This is a genomic window from Arcanobacterium phocae (assembly GCF_018913465.1).
Taxonomy (GTDB): domain Bacteria; phylum Actinomycetota; class Actinomycetes; order Actinomycetales; family Actinomycetaceae; genus Arcanobacterium; species Arcanobacterium phocae_A.
The window spans coordinates 337,059-359,870 of the sequence record NZ_JABAPM010000002.1 but is presented as its reverse complement, the minus strand read 5'-3'; the positions used below and the strand labels follow the sequence as shown (position 1 = coordinate 359,870).

The 22,812-nt window shown below is 51.0% G+C and carries 21 protein-coding genes; 9 read left to right on the top strand and 12 right to left on the bottom strand.

The window, feature by feature from the left end; translation table 11 throughout:
* The first annotated feature begins 61 nt into the window (after positions 1-61).
* A complete protein-coding gene (locus tag KSO86_RS04245; RefSeq protein ID WP_216379719.1) occupies positions 62-1,099 on the top strand; it encodes an LLM class flavin-dependent oxidoreductase in 1,038 nt (345 codons plus the stop codon).
* Positions 1,100-1,160: 61 nt separating this feature from the next.
* Here the strand turns inward: KSO86_RS04245 and KSO86_RS04240 are convergent, their stop codons facing one another.
* From KSO86_RS04240 to KSO86_RS04225, 4 genes are all read right to left on the bottom strand, one after another.
* On the bottom strand, positions 1,161-1,937 hold the full coding sequence (locus KSO86_RS04240) for a formate/nitrite transporter family protein (protein ID WP_216379720.1): 777 nt from the start codon (positions 1,935-1,937) through the stop codon (positions 1,161-1,163).
* A gap of 70 nt (positions 1,938-2,007) precedes the next feature.
* The gene (gene pepN / locus KSO86_RS04235; protein WP_216431857.1) at positions 2,008-4,554 is read right to left on the bottom strand and encodes an aminopeptidase N; all 2,547 of its coding nucleotides are present in this window, start codon (positions 4,552-4,554) and stop codon (positions 2,008-2,010) included.
* 159 nt (positions 4,555-4,713) lie between these two features.
* Positions 4,714-5,403 carry a GNAT family N-acetyltransferase gene (locus KSO86_RS04230; RefSeq protein ID WP_216431855.1) on the bottom strand — a complete coding sequence of 230 codons (690 nt, stop codon included), beginning with the start codon at positions 5,401-5,403 and terminating at the stop codon, positions 4,714-4,716.
* Between the two features lie 2 nt (positions 5,404-5,405).
* Complete coding sequence (locus tag KSO86_RS04225; RefSeq protein WP_216430196.1) at positions 5,406-7,406, bottom strand: M13 family metallopeptidase; 2,001 nt, start codon at positions 7,404-7,406, stop codon at positions 5,406-5,408.
* A 36-nt stretch (positions 7,407-7,442) separates the two neighbouring features.
* On the opposite strand from KSO86_RS04225, the gene KSO86_RS04220 reads away from it, so the two are divergent.
* Positions 7,443-7,886, top strand: a complete 444-nt coding sequence (locus KSO86_RS04220; protein ID WP_216402833.1) for a ribose-5-phosphate isomerase — start codon at positions 7,443-7,445, stop codon at positions 7,884-7,886.
* Between the two features lie 39 nt (positions 7,887-7,925).
* Here KSO86_RS04220 and epsC read toward each other — a convergent pair whose 3' ends face one another.
* From epsC to KSO86_RS04205, 3 genes are all read right to left on the bottom strand, one after another.
* Complete coding sequence (gene epsC / locus KSO86_RS04215) at positions 7,926-8,507, bottom strand: serine O-acetyltransferase EpsC (RefSeq protein ID WP_216379733.1); 582 nt, start codon at positions 8,505-8,507, stop codon at positions 7,926-7,928.
* A gap of 14 nt (positions 8,508-8,521) precedes the next feature.
* A complete protein-coding gene (cysK, locus tag KSO86_RS04210) occupies positions 8,522-9,448 on the bottom strand; it encodes a cysteine synthase A (RefSeq protein ID WP_216430198.1) in 927 nt (308 codons plus the stop codon).
* Positions 9,449-9,693: 245 nt separating this feature from the next.
* Positions 9,694-10,347: an IMPACT family protein gene (locus KSO86_RS04205; protein WP_216431853.1), complete on the bottom strand. Its 654-nt coding sequence runs from the start codon at positions 10,345-10,347 to the stop codon at positions 9,694-9,696.
* A gap of 152 nt (positions 10,348-10,499) precedes the next feature.
* Between KSO86_RS04205 and rpmF the strand changes: the two genes are divergently transcribed.
* The 3 genes from rpmF to KSO86_RS04190 all read left to right on the top strand — a co-directional run bounded on the left by rpmF (position 10,500) and on the right by KSO86_RS04190 (position 12,617).
* Positions 10,500-10,664, top strand: coding sequence for a 50S ribosomal protein L32 (rpmF, locus tag KSO86_RS04200; RefSeq protein WP_091282310.1), 165 nt, complete (start codon positions 10,500-10,502; stop codon positions 10,662-10,664).
* Positions 10,665-10,767: 103 nt separating this feature from the next.
* A complete protein-coding gene (locus tag KSO86_RS04195; RefSeq protein ID WP_216431851.1) occupies positions 10,768-11,607 on the top strand; it encodes a hypothetical protein in 840 nt (279 codons plus the stop codon).
* An 11-nt stretch (positions 11,608-11,618) separates the two neighbouring features.
* Positions 11,619-12,617: a sialidase family protein gene (locus KSO86_RS04190; RefSeq protein WP_216430204.1), complete on the top strand. Its 999-nt coding sequence runs from the start codon at positions 11,619-11,621 to the stop codon at positions 12,615-12,617.
* On the opposite strand, the gene KSO86_RS04185 is transcribed toward KSO86_RS04190, so the two are convergent.
* Genes KSO86_RS04185 through KSO86_RS04170 form a run of 4 tightly spaced genes read right to left on the bottom strand, consistent with a single transcriptional unit; the run spans position 12,597 to position 16,697 of the window.
* Positions 12,597-13,457 carry an anchored repeat-type ABC transporter permease subunit gene (locus tag KSO86_RS04185; protein ID WP_216430206.1) on the bottom strand — a complete coding sequence of 287 codons (861 nt, stop codon included), beginning with the start codon at positions 13,455-13,457 and terminating at the stop codon, positions 12,597-12,599. The two genes, KSO86_RS04190 and KSO86_RS04185, sit on opposite strands and share 21 nt — an antisense overlap.
* Positions 13,454-14,176 (bottom strand): metal ABC transporter ATP-binding protein, encoded by a 723-nt coding sequence (locus tag KSO86_RS04180; protein WP_091282300.1) that lies wholly within the window; start codon positions 14,174-14,176, stop codon positions 13,454-13,456. The genes KSO86_RS04185 and KSO86_RS04180 overlap by 4 nt, the downstream gene beginning before the upstream one ends.
* Positions 14,173-15,141 (bottom strand): choice-of-anchor M domain-containing protein, encoded by a 969-nt coding sequence (locus KSO86_RS04175; RefSeq protein WP_216430208.1) that lies wholly within the window; start codon positions 15,139-15,141, stop codon positions 14,173-14,175. The genes KSO86_RS04180 and KSO86_RS04175 overlap by 4 nt, the downstream gene beginning before the upstream one ends.
* Positions 15,138-16,697 carry an anchored repeat ABC transporter, substrate-binding protein gene (locus KSO86_RS04170; RefSeq protein ID WP_366493714.1) on the bottom strand — a complete coding sequence of 520 codons (1,560 nt, stop codon included), beginning with the start codon at positions 16,695-16,697 and terminating at the stop codon, positions 15,138-15,140. The genes KSO86_RS04175 and KSO86_RS04170 overlap by 4 nt, the downstream gene beginning before the upstream one ends.
* Positions 16,698-16,901: 204 nt before the next feature.
* On the opposite strand from KSO86_RS04170, the gene KSO86_RS04165 reads away from it, so the two are divergent.
* The 3 genes from KSO86_RS04165 to KSO86_RS04155 all read left to right on the top strand — a co-directional run bounded on the left by KSO86_RS04165 (position 16,902) and on the right by KSO86_RS04155 (position 20,384).
* Positions 16,902-17,543 (top strand): L-2-amino-thiazoline-4-carboxylic acid hydrolase, encoded by a 642-nt coding sequence (locus KSO86_RS04165; RefSeq protein WP_216379742.1) that lies wholly within the window; start codon positions 16,902-16,904, stop codon positions 17,541-17,543.
* Positions 17,544-17,753: 210 nt separating this feature from the next.
* Entirely contained in the window at positions 17,754-20,111 is a 2,358-nt protein-coding gene (locus KSO86_RS04160) for a carbon starvation CstA family protein (protein ID WP_216431849.1), read from the top strand.
* 69 nt (positions 20,112-20,180) lie between these two features.
* On the top strand, positions 20,181-20,384 hold the full coding sequence (locus KSO86_RS04155) for a YbdD/YjiX family protein (RefSeq protein ID WP_216379744.1): 204 nt from the start codon (positions 20,181-20,183) through the stop codon (positions 20,382-20,384).
* A 75-nt stretch (positions 20,385-20,459) separates the two neighbouring features.
* On the opposite strand, the gene KSO86_RS04150 is transcribed toward KSO86_RS04155, so the two are convergent.
* Positions 20,460-21,284 (bottom strand): aldo/keto reductase, encoded by an 825-nt coding sequence (locus KSO86_RS04150; RefSeq protein ID WP_216379745.1) that lies wholly within the window; start codon positions 21,282-21,284, stop codon positions 20,460-20,462.
* 130 nt (positions 21,285-21,414) lie between these two features.
* Here KSO86_RS04150 and KSO86_RS04145 point away from each other — a divergent pair, with 130 nt between their 5' ends.
* The gene (locus KSO86_RS04145) at positions 21,415-22,806 is read left to right on the top strand and encodes an FAD-dependent oxidoreductase (RefSeq protein WP_253280694.1); all 1,392 of its coding nucleotides are present in this window, start codon (positions 21,415-21,417) and stop codon (positions 22,804-22,806) included.
* The last annotated feature ends 6 nt before the right edge of the window (positions 22,807-22,812 follow it).

Sequence of the window (22,812 nt, the reverse complement as noted above, 5' to 3'; positions counted from 1 at the left end):
CGAAAGCGAAAAGTCTGCCCATACTGTGGACAGACCCGTTAAGTTAGTTTAGAATTCAACTATGAAAAGGTTTGGATTTTTAAGTTTTGGACATCATTCTGTTGACGGCAAAGATGGATTGGACGCTGGACAAGTTTTGCGCTCTAGCGTAGAACTTGCGCAGGCCGCTGATGAAATTGGTGTCAATGGCGCATATTTCCGGGTACACCACTTTGCACCCCAGGGAGCGTCTCCAATGCCACTTATGGGAGCAATTGTCGGAGCAACTAAACGCATTGAAGTTGGTACTGGGGTTATCGATATGCGGTACGAAAACCCGTTACAGTTAGCAGAAGAAGCAGCTGCGCTCGATTTGTTATCCGAAGGTCGTTTAGCATTGGGGGTATCTCGTGGCTCACCGGAACCAGCTCGTCGTGGTTGGGAGGCATTTGGATATGGTGCAAATACAGAAAATGGGGCAGATATGGCCCGTCAGAAGTTTGAACTCTTTATGGCAGCGATTCGTGGTTACGCTTTCGCTGAGGCTAATTCTCTCGACCAGCAGTATCCGCGGATGTACCAGCCAGGAACTCCGTTGCCCGCATTTCCACATTCGCCAAGCCTGGAACGGCATGTTTGGTGGGGATCAGGTACGCGAGCTTCGGCTGAACAGGCAGCTAGAGATGGGGTCAATCTGATGAGCTCAACTTTGGTCTCTGAAGCAGATGGTTCAACTCTAGGTGAGTTGCAAGCAGAACAGATTCGAGTCTACCGTCAATCGTGGGAAGACGCCGGGCATGATTGGAACCCTCGGGTGTCCGTTTCTCGTTCAGTCTTTCCGATTGTCAGTAGCGAAGACCGCGAATTGTTTGGACTACTTGCCAGCGACAAAGACCAGATTGGTCTTTTGGAGGGTGCTACTAAAACGACGTTCGGCCGAACCTACGCCGCTGAACCAGATGTGCTGATTGAGCAGCTGAAAGCTGATCCAGCTGTCGAATCGGCAGACACCTTGATGTTGACAATCCCAAATCAGCTTGGAACAGATGTTAACATTCGCATCTTGGATAATTTCGCCAAGCATGTGGCTCCGGCTCTTGGCTGGAAGCCTAACGCTTAAAAGTACAGTGGTGGCCTCATTCAGGATAAGAATGAGGCCACCACTGTATGCTCGACGGATGTTACCGTTCCATTTTTGCGGCTAACAGGTATGTTCCGCCGACGACGATCATACCGCCAACCAAATTTCCTGCTCCGGCAACCAGCAAGCTAAGTGCAGATGCGCCGACGGTAGCGCCACCGGCATCATTCATTAACGCTAACGAAAACGACGTCATATTAGCCACCACGTGTTCAAAGCCGGCCGCCACAAACACAGTAATCGCCCACGCGATAACAATAATTTGTGCAACCTCATTCTTCATCCGGTTAATAGTCCAAATTGCCAGGCAGACCATCACATTACACATGATCGCACGAAAGAAAACTTCGGAATTAGCTTTATGGAGTTTTCCGGAGACAACCGCATCCAGCATTTGATAATTCAGAGAATCCTTTTTGAATACCTGAGCAGCGCTGATAAGCGCCGAGATTGCGATAGAGCCAACGAGGTTCCCAAGAAGCATAAAGATAATGAGCCATGCGGCACGCAGTGCACTAACCTTCCGACGAATCGCGGCCAAGGGCATGATCATCATTCCTGAGGTAGCTAGCTCGCCACCAGCGAAAACAACCAAGACTAAACCGATACCAAACACAAGCCCCATCATTGTCCCGGTTAAATCTGAGCCGTGAACGTACATTCCGGAAACTCCGGCATACATAAATAAGCAACCTATGCCAACAAAGGCTCCAGCCAACGCGCCGCCTACTAAATACCCACCAATATTGTTAGCCTTATCGGATTTCGATAAACCAACACGAGCTTGATTATCAATTGATTGAGTCAGAGTTTCCACGTTTACGTCCTTATCCATGTGTGTGGGACACAGACTCGGCGTCTGTGTCCCACACACGACAGTATGATTCTCAGGCGTCAGCCTTTTGAGCATGCGCAGCGCGTTGCGCATGCGCTAGCGCTTCAGAGAACAACCGACGCGCTGCAGGAGCAACCTCAGTATTATCAGCCAGCCATGCTTCGCCCAACGCGACAATGTCGATCCCTAAATCGGTGCGTCCAGTGAGCTTAGTCGGGAAGGTGCCGCCAATGAAATTCGAGGCGATTTCAACAGTGCGGTTTTCCCACTGTGATTCAATATTTGCGAAATACTTCTCCACAAATGGGACGAGAAGCTCCGGATTTCCCTGCGTGAAACCGTAAGCGGCAGCACGCTGGATCGAATTTGGTACTACACCGCCAGTAATCTCTTCCCAAGCAGAAGCTTTAGCTTCCGGCGTAGAAATAGCAGCACGGGCTCGGGCAGCATGAGCTGCGCCTGATGCAGTATTGTCGCGCTCTACCCGTTCAGCTTCGATTACAGCGGCATCAATTCGGTTAGCAGCAGCCAATCGAGTCAGAATTACCCACCGGAAGTTCGCGTCAACACTCAAACCAGCTGGAACGCCTTCACCAGCAAGCCAGCCAGCAACGGTATCGATCTGTTCGTCCGTATGAGCCAAGGACACTGCCGCCATTGCCAACTGGAACTGGCGATCACTTTCTGGTTCTGCGTCCAACGCCAATTGAGCTACCCGGGCGCCAACCTGTTCCTGTAGCTGCTCGCGCTTAGCCGGTGCAGAATACAAGTTCACCGCCGTCGTCAACTGATTAATCAGTGAACGAAGGACCGTGCCATGATCTTCGGTCTCGAGCGCACGCAGCACAAGTTGGGCGTAATCTGATGCCGGCATTTCGCCGTCACGCGTCATATCCCACGCAGAGAACAGCACGAGTGTCCGGGGGAGACGATCCGTGAATGCGTTGATATGTTCAATAGCAAAAGCCAACGATTCATCATCAAGACGAACCTTGGCGTACGCCAGATCGCCGTCGTTAATCAAAATAAGTTGTGGGCGCTCGATGCCACAGAACGCTGGGACAACAGTGGCTTCGCCGTCGATATCCAGTTCTGTGTGAACGACGCGTACAAGCTTGCCGTCCTCACCTAATGAATATCCGCCTACGCCAATGCGATGTGGGCGCAACGAGGCGCGACCATCACTCGACTGCTCGATAACGAACTCGGAAATCGTAGAACCATCCATCGTCATCCGTGGACGCAAAATATTGATTCCAGATTCTTGGAGCCACAACTTGACCCACTCGGTCAAATCGCGCCCCGACGCGGCCGAAAGCTCAACCAACAAATCCTCGAGGGTCGCATTGCCCCAAGCCTTCTTCTTCAGATACTTCGACACGCCAGTAAAGAATGCCTCGCGGCCAACGTAAGCGACTAGCTGCTGGAAAACCGAAGCACCCTTACCGTAGGTGATGCCGTCGAAATTAACCTGAACATCTTCCAAGTCACGGATATCGGCAGCGATAGGATGAGTTGATGGCAACTGATCTTGCATCTGCGCCCACGACTTCTCTGAGGAATTAAACGTCACCCAGGCGTCAGTCCATCGAGTTGCTTCGGCAGTGGCCACATGCGAGGTGAACTCAGCAAACGATTCGTTCAGCCACAAGTCATTCCACCACTTCATCGTTACCAAATCGCCAAACCACATGTGAGCAAGTTCGTGAACAACGGTGATGGCGCGACGCTCAACCAGCGCCTCAGTTGGGCGGGAACGGAAGACGTAATCATCCAGGATTGTTACACAACCAGGGTGCTCCATCGCGCCGGCATTGTATTCTGGTACAAAAATCTGATCGTACTTGCGGAATGGGTACGGAACATCCCAAGCATTTTCAAAGAAATCCATTGCCTGCTTAGTGATGTCAATGATTTCCTGACCATCTAGGTACTCAGCAAGCGACTTACGGGCATAGACACCCATCGGAATTGTCCGACCATCCATCGACTGGTGAGAATCGGTTGTGCCTTCGTATGGACCAGCAATAATACAGGTCAGATACGATGAGATACGCTCAGTAGGAGTGAACTCCCACGTAGCGAATCCGTCTCCGGCTGGCTTTGGCTCTGGGGTAGGTGAAACCGAGAATACCTTCCAGTGTTCTGGAGCAGTGACAACAAAGGTAAATTCTGCCTTGAGGTCTGGCTGCTCAAAAACAGTGTACATACGGCGTGAATCTGGAACTTCAAACTGCGAATAGAGGTAGGCCTCGCCGTCTGCCGGGTCGATCGCGCGATGCAGACCTTCGCCGGTATGGGAGAATTCGCATGTTGCGTCAACGAAGAGCTCGTTTTCCTCTTGCAGGTTTTCGAGCAAAATACGCGAATCAGAATAAGCTACGGTTGGAATCTCGGTGCCGTTCAGCACGATTTTCTCTACTGATTGAGCAATAAGATCGATAAAAGTTGAGGCTCCCGGGGTAGCACTGAACTTGGCTATTGTTTGGGAACGGAACGTCGTTTCACCACGCAGATCTAGTTCCACGCGATAGCTGTGGGTGGTGATGAGCTCGGCACGTTGTGCGGCTTCGATGCGCGTAAGGTTTTGTCCTGGCACGGATCGTCCTTTCAGTAGCAGGGCAGCGCTGGTGGCCAGCGCATCTCCCAATCGTTTGACAAAAAGTCACGAAACATTTCTAGTTTACGCGCTTATCTAGGTTCGCGTACAGTTTGCGAAAACGACGACGGTCCGGCGGAAGTAGCTGTGCAGGTGTTCTTAACCGATAAACCTGGCGCGGGGCGCGTATTGCATCATCCGCTCTATCTCTGGATGGGTAAAACTGCCGTCGTCAGATTGTGGTTCGGCGGCGGCCAAAGCATATGCTCGTAGAAAATCAGCGAGTGGTTTGCCGATATCAACCGACTGTGGTTCAGCCTGTGCCAATGCACGCCCGCCAATGCCATATAAAAGCATCCCAGGCAGAACATCTTGGCTGAGATCCTCGCGTGGCATGGCAAACGGAATGTCAATCTTATGTGCTCCAGCACGCTCATAAAAACGGATACGTGCTGCCGGATTTCCGTACTCACTTACCAGGGTGTGGATCTGTGGATCTTCAACCTCAAGCAGAATAAGGAGTGGGTCATGGCGCTGTGATAACACATTCACAGTTTCATGCAACAGTGATGAGCCAACACCTTTACCGCGACCAGCTTGGCCCACGGCAAGCCACGCAATCAAGGCTACCTCGGCGGGCGCCGTCGTCTGACCGGAAAAATCCCAGATGCTCAGCGAAATGGCAACCGGCTGGTTATTTACAAACGAAGCTAACGGGAAGATTATTCCGTCATCGAACATCTCCATGAATCCCGAGCTATCTGGCCGTTCGGTAGCCGGAAAGCTCGGGATCAGGATGTCATCAATGATCTGGGCAAACTCCTCCCGGGAAGGAATTCGAACCGTCATTATTACCAGATCCGAACTCGTTCCTCCGGAGCGAGATAGAGCGCGTCACCAGGTTGAACATTGAATGCCTCCGCAAAAGCATCTACATTCTTGACAACGCCGTTGCATCGGAATTCCGACGGCGAATGTGGATCAGTTGCTACTCGCTGAAGCATAAGTTCATCACGGCGCACTTCCTGCCAAATGCGAGCATAGGAGAGAAGAACGCGCTGAATGCCGCTGAGCCCAGCTAAGACCGGAGCTTGTTCCGACGACGCTAAACCGGCACGTTGGCACGCAATGTTGTATGCTTTCAGACCGATCGTCAGACCGCCTAAATCGCCAATATTTTCGCCCAAGGTCAACTCGCCATTCACATGGTGTGGGGAATCAGCCGGGAACTGTGCCGGAACATAAGCAGAATACTGATCGACGAGCGCCTTGGTTCGCTTGGTGAATTCGGTAAGATCATCTTCGGTCCACCAGTTGTTCAATCGGCCACTACCGTCGTACTTTGAACCCTGGTCGTCGAAGCCATGCCCAATTTCGTGTCCAATAACGGCACCGATTCCGCCATAATTCCAGGCCGGATCAGCTTCGGCGTCGAAGAACGGCGGTTGTAAAATCGCGGCTGGGAACACGATCTCGTTCATGACTGGGTTGTAGTAGGCGTTAACCGTTTGCGGTGTCATATGCCATTCGTCGCGGTCAACAGGCTTACCCAACCGCGCGATATTCTCGTCAAACTCGAACTTTGAAACCGCCCGAATATTGCCGAGTAGATCGTCTTCAGAGATCTCCAGTGCAGAATAATCTTTCCACTTTACCGGGTACCCGATCTTTGGCGTGAAGGTGGCAAGCTTGGCTAGTGCGCGCTCGCGGGTTTCGTCGGTCATCCAGTCCAAGGTAGAAATTGACTCGCGGTAAGCGGCAAGTAGATCAGCAACAAGCTGTTCCATCTTGGCCTTGTTCTCTGGCGGGAAGTGTTTTGCAACATAGATCTTTCCAACGGCTTCACCTAGACCGCCGTTGACCAAAACTACACCGCGCTTCCAGCGGTCGCGCTGAACTTCCTGACCGGAGAGCACGGTGCCGTAGAATGCAAAATTCGCGGCCGAGATGTCATCTGCTAGGTATGGAGCACGTGCCAGAATCAGGTGCCAACGCAGATAGGTGCGGAGTGTATCGACGTCGAACGATTCCCAGACCTCGCCCAATCCAGTGAAAGCACGTGGCGTCATACAGAGAATCTGTGGGGCGTTTTCAGCAGTGATACCGAGCGCGGTCAAAATGGCTTTTAGTCCGAAGTTGCCGGTGAGCGCGGTGAAATCGTCGTACTCCATGACATTGTTGGTTAGCTCGGCGTCGCGCGATTCAACAACGGTGAAGTGGTGAGACGCGATGGCAGTTTCAACAGCAAGAATCTGGGTGGCTGCTTCTTTAGCTTCGACATCGTTGGTGCCAGTTGCAAGTGAGTATAAAGTAGGAATGAAAGTTCGGTAGGCGTCCAGAATAGAGGCATACTCATCAGCATGATAGAAGGCCTCATCCGGCAGGCCAAGACCGGACTGATACGCCCATGGAATATAGCGATCCGGATCGTTACGATCAGCGTCTATCTCAATCCCAAATGGTGCGCCAACGCCAGTGGAATAAAACTGAGCAATGGCCATCTCCAGATCCGCTTTAGTAAGTGCGGAATCAAGCAATTGTAGATCGGGATCTAGTGGGGTAGCGCCAAGTCCGTTGATGACGCTTTCGTTCATAAATGAGTTGTAGAGCGCGCCAATCTTTGCCGCATCCGGATCGTCCGAGCCTGACTGAGCAAGATCGGTGATGATCGTACGAACATCTTCTTCTGCTTGGTTGCGTAGATCAATGAAAGAACCGGCAGAAGCTTGATCAGCAGGAATCTGTGTCGATTCGATCCAAGTGCCGTTGACAAAGCGGAAAAGATCATCTTGTGGGCGAACCGAAGCGTTGAGCGCATCGGTCACTTGTTGTGTTGTGGTATCAATACTCATGGAATAAGCCTACCGGATGTGGGTAGACTAGTGTACATGCGAGTACATATTGCGGCAGATCATGCCGGTTTTGAATTGAAAGCCCATCTTATCGAGCATCTGCGTGGACAGGGCCATGACGTCACTGACCACGGCTACGAAACCTACGACAAAATGGATGCCTACCCGCCAGTGTGTTTTGCTGCTGGCGAAGCGGTTGTTGCGGATCCGGGGTCGCTGGGAATCGTTATTGGCGGTTCTGGCAACGGGGAACAGATGGCAGCTAATAAGGTTGCTGGCGTGCGAGCCGCGCTGGTATGGAATGACGAGATTGCATCGTTAGCGCGCGAGCACAATAACGCAAACGTGATTTCGATTGGCGCTCGGCAGCATTCTTTAGAAGAAGCGACGCGTTTCGTTGATATTTTCTTAAGCACTGGGTTTGATCCAGAGTCTCGGCATCAGTCACGAATTGACATGATGGCTGATTACGAAAAGTAAAATGATTAATGCCCCCGATAATCGGGGGCATTAACGTACCTAGATCCACATCGCCGGATCGAGCTGCTCACCGGTTTCTGTTTTGTCTTTGGCAGGCCGATTTTTTGCGGGGATTCCAACGGCGGTGTTTCCGGCTGGAACATCCTTAACAACCACAGCATTTGCGCCGATAGCAACATCGTCTCCAATTGTGATTGGTCCGAGGACTTTTGCGCCAGACCCGATCACTACGCGGTCACCGACGGTGGGGTGGCGTTTGCCTTCGGACATCGAGACCCCGCCGAGCGTGGTTCCATGGAAGATAACGACGTCGTCGCCCACCTCAGCAGTTTCGCCAATAACCACGCCCATGCCGTGATCAATAAATAGTCTGCGGCCAAGTTCAGCTCCCGGATGTATTTCGATCCCGGTAAATGTGCGGACCCCTTGAGCGAAGATTCGTGCTGGCGTTTTGAGCCAATTATGGCCCCACATGCGGTGGGCAATGCGGTAACCCCACACGGCATGAACACCCGGATAGGCTAGGAACACTTCGAGAAGATTACGCGCTGCCGGATCGTGTTTGATTACAGCTTGCATATCTTCTTTCATTTGCTTAAATAATGGCGGATGATCATGCATCAGTAGGAGTCCAATCAGTCTGCTAGACCGGCGAATAATGGTGTTGAAATATACCGTTCGCCGAAATCAGGGATGATAACCGCGATGGTCTTACCGGCATTTTCCGGACGGGCAGCAACGGTTGCGGCAGCTGCTAGGGCAGCGCCGGAAGAAATACCTACCAAGAGCCCTTCTTCATGAGCCGCCCGCCGAGCGAAATCTAATGCGTCCTCGGTAGAGACTGGGAGTACTTCGTCGTAGAGCCGAGTATCGAGTACATCCGGCACAAAGTTAGCTCCGATTCCTTGGATACCGTGCGGTCCGGTAGTGCCTTCGGACAGTAGTGGTGATTCGCTTGGCTCGACTGCAATGATCTTGAGATTAGGGTTGCGTTCTTTGAGATACTTTCCGGTGCCGGTAATGGTTCCGCCGGTGCCAATGCCAGCAATAAAAATATCGACGTTTCCATCGAGGTCATTCCAGATTTCTGGACCGGTGGTTGCGTAATGCTTTTGCGGATTAGCAGCATTTGCAAACTGGGATGCTTTGATAGCTCCGGGGGTTTCAGCAACGAGCTTGTCTGCAGCTTCGACGGCGCCACGCATGCCGTCACCTTTAGGAGTCAAAATAAGCTCAGCTCCGAAACCACGTAGTAACACCCGGCGTTCTTTGGACATCGATTCAGGCATAGTTAAGATGACGTGGTAGCCACGGGAAGCACCTACCCACGCTAGACCGATTCCGGTGTTACCAGAAGTCGCTTCGATGATTGTGCCACCGGGCTTGAGTTGACCAGATGCTTCTGCGGCGTCAATGATAGCAACAGCAATACGATCTTTGACTGAGTTTGCTGGATTAAAATATTCAAGCTTGGCAGCGACGGTTGCGTTGGTTCCAGTAAGGTGATTGATGCGTACCAGCGGGGTGTTTCCAATAAGTTCAGTTGCATTGTTATAGAGCATGAGGCTTCCTATCTAGTTAAAATTTACGTTTCATACTTTCGAGCGCCAAGCATGCACGCAGGTACACAACTAAAGCTTGACGCCCTTTAGACAGGTGCAATGACATGCGGTGAAGAGTGAAACGAACATGGTCATTTGTGTTCTCCTTCCGCCTCAGCATCATTATTGAAAAATAAACATCTCCAGTGTACGGCGAAGCTGGGGTTGATGCCAATTAGCTGATCTGCTGTTCGCCGTGAGCATGGCTAAAGTGACATATGTCCCGCTGGTTCGTCGGTAACTATGCGGCCAGAAAACTCCGGTTGAACTTGACCTCGCGTGAACTCTGAAATAAGCACCGCGAACGTCTCGCCGTCGTCAACTGCCACCTGGAAAGTAACTCCAGCGGCGCCATATTCAGTATTAACGACGGCGTAGCCGCGGGCACGTACGTCTGCTTCGAACTTTCCGGCGCTAGTATGTGGCAACGTTACGGTGTAGAGAGCCCGCGAGACAGGGGAAACCAGGGGAGCTCCCGCAAGGCCAGATTTCACCGAATCAGAATAGGCTCGTACTAGTCCGCCAGTGCCAAGAAGCGTTCCGCCGAAATACCGTACAACCACCGCTGCAATATCAGTTAATTGGGATCCTATTAATACGTCGAGCATCGGGCGACCGGCAGTTCCGGAAGGCTCGCCGTCGTCGGACGAATGGTGTATCGGTTGGGCGTCCGGAACTGAGACAATATAAGCACTGCAATGGTGCCGTGCGTCTGGAAACTCAACGCGCGCATCGACAAGCAAGCCACGGGCCTGCTCCACTGTTTCGACTCGACGAATCAGCGTGATAAAGCGGGAACGTTTGATCTCAATTTCGGAGCGTAATTCGGTACCGACGGGTAAACGGTGTAAGGTAGTCATCGCATCCAAGTGTATCAAGCAATAGAGCCAGTGGTTCTGCGCACAAATAGCCGGTGTGGACTGCTGTTTATCGGCTGAGCGTGCTAAAGTTATTGCTTGTCTGCTTGGATAACCAAGCATCATAATCGTAGATGAAAGGAGCGGTTGGACTCATGGCAGTACCTAAGCGCAAGATGTCCCGTAGCAACACCCGCTCTCGCCGCTCCCAGTGGAAGGCTGAGCTCACTGAGCTTCAGACCGTCAAGTTCGCCGGTGGCCGCGAGGTGCGTATCCCGCGCCGTTTGGCAAAGGCCGCACAAAAGGGTTTGCTTGACTGATATAAGCTAATAAAAATGGCTCTGACGCTATGTCAGAGCCATTTTTATATGTCTGATGTCGTAAACTATCTTCAGTAGTCTGCCCACGCCCAAAGGAGAGAATGTGTCTCGAAAGTATCTAGGTGTTCTTGCTGTTGTTGCTCTGATTTTGAGCGGTTGCGGGCAAAGCACCCCGGAGCCACAGCCAAAGCCAGCACCCACGCAGGCAACGAAGCAAGCCGAAAAAGAACCAGAGTCCACGTTGTCAGAGACAACATTGAAGCGAGCGTTAAAGGCGGAGGACTTTGTCTCTGAGGTAGTTGACGGACGGCTTAAAATCGATGCTGCAACAATTCATCTTGAATTACCGGCTGATTTCGCTGTACAGAAGTCAAAGATCCCCGGCCGTATCGGGTATTGGGCTAATGAAGGCAAGTCGCAAGCAGGCATATTGAGCGTGGTAGGGACCTCGGGGGTTGCTCCAGATCCTCAACAATACGCCGAGTATCTCAACTCGTCACCTAGCTTAGAAGGCATGAACGTCGAGTATCTAGACGATGTGCTTTTTGGACAAACCAATGCTCATCATTTCCGCATCAATGGGGCTAGCCAGCTAACTGAAATCTTTGGCTTTGATCTTGATGGCATTTCTTATGAGTACACGGTTAAGGCTGACGACCAGGCAGGTATCGACGGACTACGTGAACTCGCTTTAGCAACAGTGATTAATCCTTCAGAACAGCGCAATACAAATGGTGCTGCAGTAAGTGACAATCCTACGAGTACTCAGCCGCTTCAATACTCGCAACAACCCCAAGTGGCACAGTCGGATCAAGTTCGGAACATTCCAGATTCGCCAGCAGGCGATACTTCGGATAGTACGGCAGTACCTGCACAGCCAGCTCCTTCGGAACAATCAGCCGGTAACGAACAAGGCGGGGAAAACGAAAACCAGGAGCACTAGGGAGCTCAGCTATGTTTACCTGCTTATCTGGTCCAATTCGCATCGCACAACCGATTGATGCTGGTGAAGTACGTATTCCAGCCCTAACGTCATTTCACAATAGAATTCTGTGTTTCTTTGATCAGCGTCCAGCGCCAGCACATGGTAGCGGACGCAGGTTTACCGGCGAGGTTATGGCATCAGATTTGCCCAATCCGAATCGAATTGCATACGCCGATATCACTGCCGGTTTTGCTGGTCCTCAGCGTTATCTTCTGCCGGAGCACTCAATATCTTCAGATGCGTGCGTGGCGTCTGATGGACAAACAATTACGGTAGCGTATAGCTCGGTTGTTGATCCAGTGAGCTATATGTCATCACGTTTTGCTGGTCCACGGTTAGAGCCGTGGATTGCCTATGGTGATGATTTGGAACAGCTAACCTATCAGCGATGTGATGAGCTGTATGAAGAAACCAAAGCAGACGCAATGTTTGCAACGTCGGGATCCACGATTATGATTGACGATTCGGTGTTGATTCCTTACGTTATGCGACGCGGTAGTAAGACATTTGTTCGGGTTGCGCATGTACGCAATGGCGACATTATTGCATTGTCAGAGCCGGTGTCCCATCCGCATTATCAGATTGATGAAACGTCGCTTGCTTGGGAAACAGACAAGGGCGTTATCCTCAATGCTCGTATCCAAGGTTTTGAAGGCCGGGGAGCAGGCGGGCGTTTGGTGGCTTATAGCGAAGCTGGTCTAGGCTTTTCTGATCTCACTTACCAGACGTTGCCAGATCCCGGATGTAACGCCAAAGCACTTGGCGATATGCTGATCCATCCGCACTCATTTACCGGACGGGACCACGGTGCCATCATAGATATGACTTCCAGCGAGGTGTTGTATGACTTCGGTCCAGAAGAATTTGGCTATTGCGATGCAGTATGGCACGATGATCGACTTACCGTTGTAGCTGAACGCAATAATGAGTTGTGGAGTTGGACGTTGTCACTTACGAGTTGCGCGTAGCCAGCTAGTAACAACGCCTCGTTGTGGAGCAAATAACCAGACGACGACGAATATCGCCGTAAGGATCAGGACGATCGTGGCTCCAGTGGGTACGTCCCATGCCCATGATGCCCAGATTCCCAGAAATGCTCCTAGAGAACCGATTGCTGGCGAAATAATCATCATGGCGGCGACTCGATCGGTAAGCATTCGGGCTGCTGCTGCCGGTGTAATGAGGAGCGCAAGGACAAGAATATTGCCGATGGTCTGAACTGAGATAACAACTGCGGCTGCTACCGAAAGATAGACCACGAGATCAGCGACCAACGTGGAAATACCAAGGCTTGTCGCGTAGTCGCGATCAACGCTTACTGCTACCAGTTTGCGATGGTAGAAAGCCAAAATCGCGATGATTAAGAATCCTAGGCCAGCTACTGCTAACATGTCGGAATCGGTCGATCCATTGAGCGAACCGAAAAGGAATGACTCTAATGATCCGGTATAGCCGGGGATACGCGACATGATAACAAGGCCGAGGGCAAAGGCGGCGGCAAAGAAGACGCCAATAATCGAATCTTCCTTCAATCGGCGATGTTGTGAAAACAGGGTAATGAGTAGCGTGACGATAATTCCGGCTAGCGCACCGCCTAACAGAATCGAGCCTTGGAGCGCGAAGGCAGCTGCTATGCCAGGGAAAACTGCGTGGGAGAGGGCATCTCCCACGAAAGACATACCGCGTAGAATGACGTGTGTTCCGGCCACTCCGCACACGATCGAAGCTAAAATCGCTACCACCAAAGCGCGCGGTAGAAAGCTCAAAGCTGGATTGGTGAGGTCGTTAAGGAAATCTATGAGGTTCATGCCAGTCCTAAACTTTTAAGCAATGAAGAATCAGCGCGCACGCTGTAGGTATCCATCCACAGTTGTGGATCGCGTAGTTCTGCTGGAGTTCCGTACGCTCGAATCGAGCGATTGAGCATGAGCAGATGACTGCACATATCAACAGCACCTGGCAAATCGTGGGTGGACATGATGATACCGACGCCCTGCTCTGCCAATGAGGTGAATAGGTCAGTCAAGGAATCCTGGTTGGGATGATCAAGACCAGTGAATGGCTCGTCGAGCAGGAGTAACGATGGCTGAGTAACGAGGGCACGCGCGACCAGAAGCCGCTGTTTTTGGCCACCAGAAAGTTCGGCGAGCGCACGCTCGGAGTATTCTGCTAAGCCAACGGTTTCTAGCGCCTGATAAACAGCTTGCCATTGGGCTTTGCCTAGGCGTGAGTACCAGCGGCGATGTGGAATAAACGACGTGGCAACGAGCTGTTCGAGCGACATCGGATAGTCCCATTCAATCTGGCGTGACTGTGGGACATAGCCAAGTTTCGCATGCCGGGTAATAGTTCCGCCCGAGGTTGGGATTAGCCCGTTTATGGCTCGCATCAGCGTTGTTTTTCCGGCACCGTTAGGACCGATGAGGCCGATGAGTTGGCCGGCTTCGACGTCGAAACTGACGTCATGTAACACGTTGCGGCCGCCGAGGCGAACGCTCACGTCCGATACCTGTAACAGTGCCGTCACAGTTCGTCCTTCGCTTCCTTCTTTGTGGCGGATTCTTTGCGCTTAACAACGGCGACTGCGATGAGTGCAATCACGATGATAGCTCCGCCGATTCCGGCAACTAGAGGGAGGACTGAAGAAGTAGCCTCGTTGGATGCTGGCTCTTGTGCAGTTGGTTGCTGATCGTCCGAAGTCGACTCTTTTGTTGCGTCAGTTGAGGTTGCTGCTGAATCAGCCTTTGCCGCTGTTTCTGCCAGTGCGTTCGTAGCGTCGGTGTCAGTTCCTACTGCAAAAGTCAGTATTTGGGTGTCCGAAACTGTGGAGCCATCTTTGAGCGTTGCGGCTGCGGTGAGCGTGACGCGATGAATCCCTGGTTCGGTAAATACCCAGTTGGCGTGAGTGTGAGAGTGAAGATCGACGTCGATGGGTTGCTGTTCTTTCTTGTCTGACGTCCACAGCACTTGCGGAGCACCGAAGTTTCCAGCTTGGACGAAGACATTGAATTGTCCTGGCCCATCGTGTCCGCCGTAGGTCAAGGTGACGGTTCCATTAACGTTATCTGCTACCGCTGGATCTTGGGTGTTCCATCCTAGCCAGACGACGTCTGGGATTTCTTGCTGTGGGACTACCCAAACTTTGTCGCCACTTGGCTTGATAAAGGAATATGTGTCATCCTCCGGGACAGCCAAGATACCTTGGTCAGAAACGCGGTAGATCATATCGGAGACATGACGCCACACTGGTGTTGGCTCGGTGTCATCGCGTGCCATGAGTTCCCACTGGCTATCGATCAGTTTCGGACCTAGATCAATGTGCCCGGCGCTGCGTTCCACAGCCTCACCAGCTGGCGCAATGTTTTCGTTAGCATCTACGCGCTGGGTTAGTGCTGGATCTGCTTCTGAAGAATCTGTGGTAGCGAAAGCCGGGACAGAGACTGTGGCAGCTAAAAATGTTGCGGTAAGGATCGCAGTGATTCGGTTTTTCATTGTTCTACCTTTGGAATATCTAGGTCTGCTGGCCATGGTGGCAAAGCGCCAGGGTTCAGACATGTGGTTACCGTTGTGGTGAGGTTAGTCATGAGGTCAATATAGGTTTGGCCGTCTTGGACGACGTCTCCAGTAATTGAACAGATATCGATATTGTTTGCGCGTGCTAGGTTCTTCAGTGCCGGGGACTGGCCAGAGCCGCCCAACTCAGCAAAAACTGCGGGAACGCGCAAAGCTGCGAGAGTGGCAGAAAGGTTTGCAAGATCGCGAGTGGACGGTTCTAGGGATGGATTAGGGGAGACGTATCCGGCAACTTCAAGCCCGTAGCCTTTGGCAAAGTATCCGTAGCCGTCGTGGCTGGTGACAAGACGGCGTTGATTTTCTGGTATGCCGGCTAAGGTCAGGCGCATCCAGCGATCGAGTTTAGCTAATTTATCCTTATATTCGGTGGCGTTGGCAAGGTAGGTAGCTTTACCGGCTGGATCGTATGTTGCTAACGCTTCTGCGATAACGTCAACATAGGCCATGGTGTTGCGTACGTCTAGCCACATGTGGGGATCGATTTCACCGTGTACGTGCTTTCCGATAACTGCTTGGGCCAAGATCCACACATCGTCGCCTGGCTTGCCAATAAAACGCCAGTTGCCTTTCTGTGGAATCTTAGTAGCGGTTGAATGCGGAACTGCAATAACTGCGGAGGCCGGATCGGTAACGAACGATGTGCCGGACGCGTCTTCACCCCGCAACGATAGTCCGCCCTGCAGTGAAGCAGTAATATCCAGATGACCAGAATTGATAACGCGAGCAGGTTGTCCGTCGTCGTCTTTCATTTTTTCTGCCACGGATGCCGGATCAACGCCAACGGCGAACGTGACGGTACTAGCGCCTAAATCAGTTTTGGAATCCGTAGTAGTGAGGGCTGCGCCAAGAGTTAAGTGGTAAACTCCGGGACGGGAAAATGCCCATGACATGTGTGTGTGCGCATTAGTTGGCAACGCTAGTTTGTCTGCATCAGATATGCCATCGGAGGTGTTGAGCCAGGCATTAGCTTGCCCAAATGTGCCAGTGGTAAATGCCGCCATTTTTGCTGGGCCGTCAAAATCCTGCGCAGTGAAAGTGACAGAGTCTTGCGAGCCACCTGCACCATCGACTCGTAAACCGAGCCAGGCAGTGGATAGAGAAACATCTTCAACGAGAGGAATGTGGTAAGCGCCGAAAGGAACAGCTTCGTCGCCCAACGCAACAATCCGTGAGTCTTTGGGGAGATTTGCGTGGAGGGAATCCATTAACGCGGCGTCTTCAAGGAGTAGCTGATTTGTGATTGCTAGATCCGCGTAAGCAATGGAGCGAATAGTGGAAAAAGTTGCCTCGTAGGTATGTGGATCACGTCCCGGCGGGACGAGAGGAACTACATCTAGGCGGTCACCGGCAACATTGCGGGTGATGTCAGCCAAAAATGGGGTCGAAGCGACTACATGGTGCTCTTGCGATGAGGTAGGTGAGGAACAACCGCTCAGCAGCGCTAACGCCATAATGCCAGCTATTAGTCGCTTCACGGTACCCCTTATCGATAGCTAAGAATAATTCTCAATAGATATAAGAATAATTCTCAAAATGTTTTTTCTCAAAACGATACGTGTGGAAATGGCTATATATTCAAGGGTTGTAAGATTCGGCATAAGTAAGTTGGAGGTACCCAGATAAGCGCTCGCGTATTACGATTAACTTAGGTGACACTAACCTAATTGAAGGTGATTTCTATGATGAAGTATCGTGCAACGCCGTGGCTCGTTGTCTCTCATTACGTGCGAAAGTCGTTGAAGAAGCGCTATTCGCAAGCGGAATCTAAAGAAATTATGAATAATGCTCGCAAGGCATATAAAAATCTCCTTGGTAGAGCAGAAGACATTGGCTATCGAAGTCCTATGTCGAGCAATCTGTATATGGTGCTGGCGTTCTTTTCATTTCATGCTGGAAATAGGAGTCTCATTAAAAAAGATGAAATGAAAAAGATAATAGATGAGTTTTATGAGGATCGATTGATACGCCGATACTTGGGAATGATCAATCTTAATAAGCCGTGGCATTTCAATGCGTTTCGGCGGGGGATACATAGGCATGCGGAATGGATTGAAAAGAGGAGAGATGTCTACCCGGGAAACTGGGATTTTGACTTCAACACTCACCATGTCGACGGATTATCGTATCGCTTCACGATCTGCCCGATTGCTCAGTTCTTTCACGACAATGGATTCGATGGGTATACGCCACTGTTTTGTGCAATGGATTATAAGAATGTCGAATTGGCGCATGGGAATCTTTATCGGAAACACACTATTGCTGAAGGCTCGGGCGAGTGTGATTTTTGGATCGTTCCAGATGGCATAACTGATCCGAAATAGAGAGCAAGCAGGGATAGAAAAATATCTCAGTTCTAGTTTTCCTTGTGTTAATAAGGAATAAATAAAAATAGGACTAGAGTACCCTGTGTCGCAAACTGAAATACGTTTAAACTAACAACGCACGACGTTGCAATTGGTATGTCGCAAACATACGTGAGCGCACGCCGTCGTGACTTTTATGTCAGTTTAAGATTAGTTTGGAGGACACAGATGTCTGCTCCGGCCACCCCGGTTTACACCGCGGAGGAAGAAAAGTACATTCTCAGAAATAAAGACGGTGTACCAGTCGGCGTCAAGCCACACCAGAAATGGACGCCTGTCAAAATAGCTTTATGGATAGGAATTTCCATCCTAGGAGCGCTCGGATGGACCATGCTCGCTATTATCCGCGGCGAGGAAGTTAATTCGATCTGGTTCGTTATAACTGCACTGTGTACCTACGCCATCGGGTACCGGTTCTATGCGCTCTATATCCAACGCAAAATAATGATTCCAGATGATACGAATGCCACCCCGGCTGAGCGTATCAACAACGGTCGAGATTTTGATCCGACCAACCGGGTGGTCCTCTACGGACACCATTTTGCTGCTATCGCTGGTGCAGGGCCACTAGTTGGGCCAGTACTCGCTGCCCAGATGGGATATCTGCCGGGAACCTTATGGATTATTTTCGGTGTCCTTATTGCTGGAGCAGTTCAAGACATGCTCGTATTATTCTTTTCTATGCGACGTGGTGGCCGTTCACTCGGCAAGATGGCGCAAGATGAAATTGGCAAAATTGGTGGCGCCGTTGCAACAGTCATCGTGCTCGTCATGCTAATGATTGTTCTCGCAGTGCTAGCAATGGTGTGTGTTAATGCACTCGCGGAATCGCCATGGGGCGTATTCTCTGTCGGTATGACGATTCCACTCGCCATTGCGATGGGCTTGTGGTTGCGTTTTGTTCAACCAGGAAAAATCACTCAGGTGTCCATTGCTGGTTGTTTTGGTCTGATTTTGTGCATTATTTCCGGCCGTTATGTTGCTGAGTCGCCGATCGGTGAATGGCTCCATTTGAGCCCGACCACGTTAGTTATAGCGATGGTTATTTATGGCTTCTTCGCTGCCGTTCTTCCGGTGTGGATGCTACTTACGCCACGTGATTATCTGTCTACCTTCATGAAAGTTGGCACTATCGCCATTTTAGCGTTGGGCATCGTCGTCGTGCGCCCCATCTTAGAAATGCCAGCCGTAACTGAATTTGCAACGAACACTGATGGCCCAGTATTCGCGGGCGAGCTTTTCCCATTCCTCTTTATCACCATCGCATGTGGCGCCCTATCTGGTATGCACGCAACTGTGTCCTCTGGAACCACACCAAAAATGGTCCAGAAAGAATCCCAAGTTCGCATGATCGGATACGGCGGAATGCTGATGGAGTCGTTCGTCGCTATCATGGCTCTAGCCGCGGCTGCTTCGCTCAACCAAGGTATCTACTTCGGAATGAACACGTCCGCAGGAACCGTCGATAAGCTCGCTGGGACCGCGATTGTTCAGCAGTACGACGGAGACCGTGAAGAAATCACTGCAGTTGCTGTAGGGAACTTGGGCGTTACGAACGTTGAAGGCGGAAGAATCGAGCCGCAGTGGGAAACCGAAGACAGCCAGGGGAATGAAGTTACTGTCACTGGCGCTGACGCGTTCAAGGCAGTCGCCAAGGATGTTGGGGAGCCGTCGGTCGTTTCTCGAACCGGTGGTGCGCCAACATTGGCTGTTTCGATGGCGCATATTCTGCATCAAGTTGGTGGTGGCAAAGGGATGATGGGTTTCTGGTACCACTTCGCGATCATGTTCGAAGCTTTGTTCATTCTTTCGGCCGTTGATGCAGTAACCCGGGTGGCACGTTTCCAAGTCTCCGAAGCACTGGGATCAGTAATGCCAAAGTTTAAGGACCCAAATTGGAACGTAGGAGCCTGGATTGCAACTGCGCTCGTCGTAGCTGCGTGGGGTTCACTTCTGCTAATGGGCGTCACCGATCCGCGTGGTGGTATCCAAACCCTGTTCCCGCTGTTCGGCATTGCTAACCAGCTCATCGCTGCAATTGCGTTGCTGCTGTGCACTGTGGTGGTGGCACGCAAAGGGTTTATCAAGTATCTTTGGATTCCACTCATTCCATTCGCATTTGATGTAGCGGTAACCTTTACTGCGTCCTATCAGAAGATTTTCTCCACCGACGCAAAAATCGGCTACTTCCAGCAATGGCGTGATGCTGTCGCAAAAGCTGAAACACTCACTGATCCAGTAGCAATTGAAGATAATGCTGCAGTCATTCGTAACACCTTTATTCGAGGAACACTGTCGATTATCTTCGTTGTCGCGGTAGCTTTCGTAATTGTTATGGCTGCAGTTCGGATTATCTCTACTATCAAGTCCGGACAATTTGCTCACAGTGAAGATCCGTACCAGGAGTCGAACTTCTTTGCGCCAACTAACTTAGTTGCGACCGCACTTGAAAAGAAACTTGTGGTCGAATACGAGCAGGTTGGCGATCCGAATCTTATCCCGGGCGCAAAACCACGCTCCCACTGAACAAATGCTGGCGGGCCAAGTGCCTGCCACTATGAAACATACTGATCGTTAATAGGAAGCAGGGCAACCATGTCAGAGTTCTACCAGAAATTCTGGGATCGATATGAGCACGTTCGGTATTTATGGCGAGCTATGACGGGAGAGGGCGCCTACGATGCCTATGTTGAACGTCATCGCCGGGAGCATCCTGATCATGAGCCGATGAGCGAGCGCGAGTTTTGGCGTGCACGCGCTGACGAAGCCGAACGGAATGTGCAAGCTCGTTGCTGTTAACGCGGGTTGAAATACCGGGTGGGAAGATCAGAAATGATCTTCCCACCCGTCTTTGCAGAGTGTCGCTTTTATGTGTTAGTTGACGTTCGCAGGATCAGAGGCAACCCGGCCCATAGCACCTTGATCGAGAGCGTCAATTGCTGCAATATCTGCAGCGCTAAGAGTTAACTCAGAACTCGCAAGATTCTCCGCCATGCGCTGCGGAGTTGAACTCTTTGGAAATACAATATGCCCTTTTGCGAGATGCCAGGCCAAGATGACCTGGGCCCAGCTAGCAGATTGTTGGTTTGCAATCTCGCCAATAATACTGGTTTGGTAGTCAACTTTTCCTTGGCCAAGCGGACCCCATGCCTCGATTCGGACGTTATGAGAATCTGCCAGTTTTACTGTTGGGCGCTGCTGAAATTGCGGATGTAGTTCGATTTGATCCACAGTTGGGATAAGACCGGTAGCATATATTTCTGGCAAGTAGCGATGATCGAAATTAGATACGCCGATAGATTTTGTTAAGCCTTCGTTTTGCAGATCGCCGAAAGTCTCCCACGTAGGAGCAATTGGCGCGTTATCGGGTGTTGGCCAGTGAATAAGATACAGATCGACATAGTCAAGGCCAAGTTTTGTCAGTGATTCATCTAAGGCTGCCCGAGTAGCATCCGGACCGCGCCGATCATTCCATAATTTCGTGGTAATCCACAGATCTTCTCGTGGAATTCCGGAGCTGGCAATCGCCCTGCCCACACCATCTTCGTTGCGGTAGATCATTGCAGTATCAATGTGGCGATACCCAGCTTCAAGGGCTTCGGTTACGCGAGCTTGAGTATCTTCGGGTGGAACAAGAAATGTGCCATAGCCAATCTGCGGTATAGTCCGCCCGTCATTCAGCGTAATTGTAGGTGCCAAGAGATATCCTTTCGCTGGGCATTTGTATTAATGAGTACCATCACTGTATCGCGAGGACGTGTGTGTAGACCGCTTGTGTTCGCTCTGGCCAAATAATAGCGGAGCCGACGGCGTCGTCGGAATAAAAACCATGATGGAACCGTTTCAGTACCGTATCTCGGAGGTAAAGGAAGATTTGGCTATGAATGTTGATGTTTTGGTTATCGGATGGGGCAAAGCTGGAAAGACGTTGGCTGGAAAGCTAGCAGAGCAGGGAAAGTCGGTAGCGCTGGTCGAAAAGTCAGCTTCGATGTATGGCGGAACTTGTATCAACATTGGCTGTGTACCAACAAAAACGTTAATTACTAGTGCACACGACCGCCGCGAAGCTGATTCTCCTGCAGAATATTTTGAAAAGTCTGTTGCGCATCGGGACGAGTTTATTGCGCGTCTGCGTGCCGCAAACCATGCGATGCTTGAGGGCAGAGTCACGCTGATCGATGGCCGGGCACAATTCGTTGATAGCCATCGAGTGAAGGTAGTACCGACGGTCGGTGAGGCTGAGGAGTTGGAAATTTCGGCTGGGACGATCATTATTAATACTGGTACGGTTCCTGCTCATCCACCGATCCCAGGGATTGATTTGCCAGGCGTTTATGATTCGACGACGATCCAGCATGTTCAGCCATTACCGCGAAAGCTTGTGATCGTAGGCGGTAGCTTTATTGGACTCGAGTTTGCCACCATGATGAATGATTTTGGTTCTGATGTGACTGTTATCGATCCGGCAGGCAAGCTACTACCTCGGCTCGACGACGATGTGGCCGCTAGCGTCAAGCAGACGATGGAGGATCAAGGAATTCACTTTGTCTTAAGCCAGGCCGTTTCGGAGATTTCCAAGTCTGAGAACGGCTTGACTGTGCATACCGATAAAGGACAATTCGATGCTGATGCAGTTCTCGTGGCGGTAGGACGTGCTTCAACAGCTGGCGATCTTGATTTGGTAAAAGCAGGAATTGAGATAGATAAGCGTGGATTTATTCGTGTCGATGAAAAACTGCGGACGAGTGTTCCAGGGGTTTATGCGGTAGGTGATATTAATGGCGGACCGCAGTTTACCTACATCTCATACGACGATCACCGGATCGTTTTGGATGATTTGTTGGGGAGCAGTAAGAGATCTACGAAAGATCGCGTTGCTGTGCCGTGGACAGCATTTTTAAATCCACCGTTGTCTGGCGTTGGTTTGACGCAAGAACAGGCTGTTGCTGAGGGGCGAGATGTGCGTATTGCGCAGGCTGATATCGCCAAGATTGCAGTCATGCCGCGGCCAAAGATCATTGGTAATTCGGCAGGCTCAGTGAAGTTTGTTATTGATGCGCAGACAGATAAGATTCTGGGAGCGTCATTGCATTGTATTGACTCGCAGGAGTTGATCAATATGGTTGCGTTGGCGATCCGCGTTGGTGCAACTGCTAGCCAGTTGCGGGATGGTATTTGGACACATCCGTCGTCAACAGAGATGTTTAATGGTGTGCTGTAATAGTAT

Excerpts from the sequence above, each read along its gene's own strand:
- epsC (WP_216379733.1), bottom strand. The coding sequence starts at position 8,507 with ATGCATGATCATCCGCCATTATTTAAGCAAATGAAAGAAGATATGCAA.
- rpmF (WP_091282310.1), top strand. The coding sequence starts at position 10,500 with ATGGCAGTACCTAAGCGCAAGATGTCCCGTAGCAACACCCGCTCTCGC.
- KSO86_RS04205 (WP_216431853.1), bottom strand. The coding sequence starts at position 10,347 with ATGACTACCTTACACCGTTTACCCGTCGGTACCGAATTACGCTCCGAA.
- KSO86_RS04220 (WP_216402833.1), top strand. The coding sequence starts at position 7,443 with ATGCGAGTACATATTGCGGCAGATCATGCCGGTTTTGAATTGAAAGCC.
- KSO86_RS04155 (WP_216379744.1), top strand. The coding sequence starts at position 20,181 with ATGTCAGAGTTCTACCAGAAATTCTGGGATCGATATGAGCACGTTCGG.
- KSO86_RS04165 (WP_216379742.1), top strand. The coding sequence starts at position 16,902 with ATGATGAAGTATCGTGCAACGCCGTGGCTCGTTGTCTCTCATTACGTG.
- KSO86_RS04145 (WP_253280694.1), top strand. The coding sequence starts at position 21,415 with ATGATGGAACCGTTTCAGTACCGTATCTCGGAGGTAAAGGAAGATTTG.
- KSO86_RS04245 (WP_216379719.1), top strand. The coding sequence starts at position 62 with ATGAAAAGGTTTGGATTTTTAAGTTTTGGACATCATTCTGTTGACGGC.
- KSO86_RS04190 (WP_216430204.1), top strand. The coding sequence starts at position 11,619 with ATGTTTACCTGCTTATCTGGTCCAATTCGCATCGCACAACCGATTGAT.
- KSO86_RS04185 (WP_216430206.1), bottom strand. The coding sequence starts at position 13,457 with ATGAACCTCATAGATTTCCTTAACGACCTCACCAATCCAGCTTTGAGC.
- KSO86_RS04230 (WP_216431855.1), bottom strand. The coding sequence starts at position 5,403 with ATGACGGTTCGAATTCCTTCCCGGGAGGAGTTTGCCCAGATCATTGAT.
- KSO86_RS04160 (WP_216431849.1), top strand. The coding sequence starts at position 17,754 with ATGTCTGCTCCGGCCACCCCGGTTTACACCGCGGAGGAAGAAAAGTAC.
- KSO86_RS04175 (WP_216430208.1), bottom strand. The coding sequence starts at position 15,141 with ATGAAAAACCGAATCACTGCGATCCTTACCGCAACATTTTTAGCTGCC.
- KSO86_RS04225 (WP_216430196.1), bottom strand. The coding sequence starts at position 7,406 with ATGAGTATTGATACCACAACACAACAAGTGACCGATGCGCTCAACGCT.
- cysK (WP_216430198.1), bottom strand. The coding sequence starts at position 9,448 with ATGCTCTATAACAATGCAACTGAACTTATTGGAAACACCCCGCTGGTA.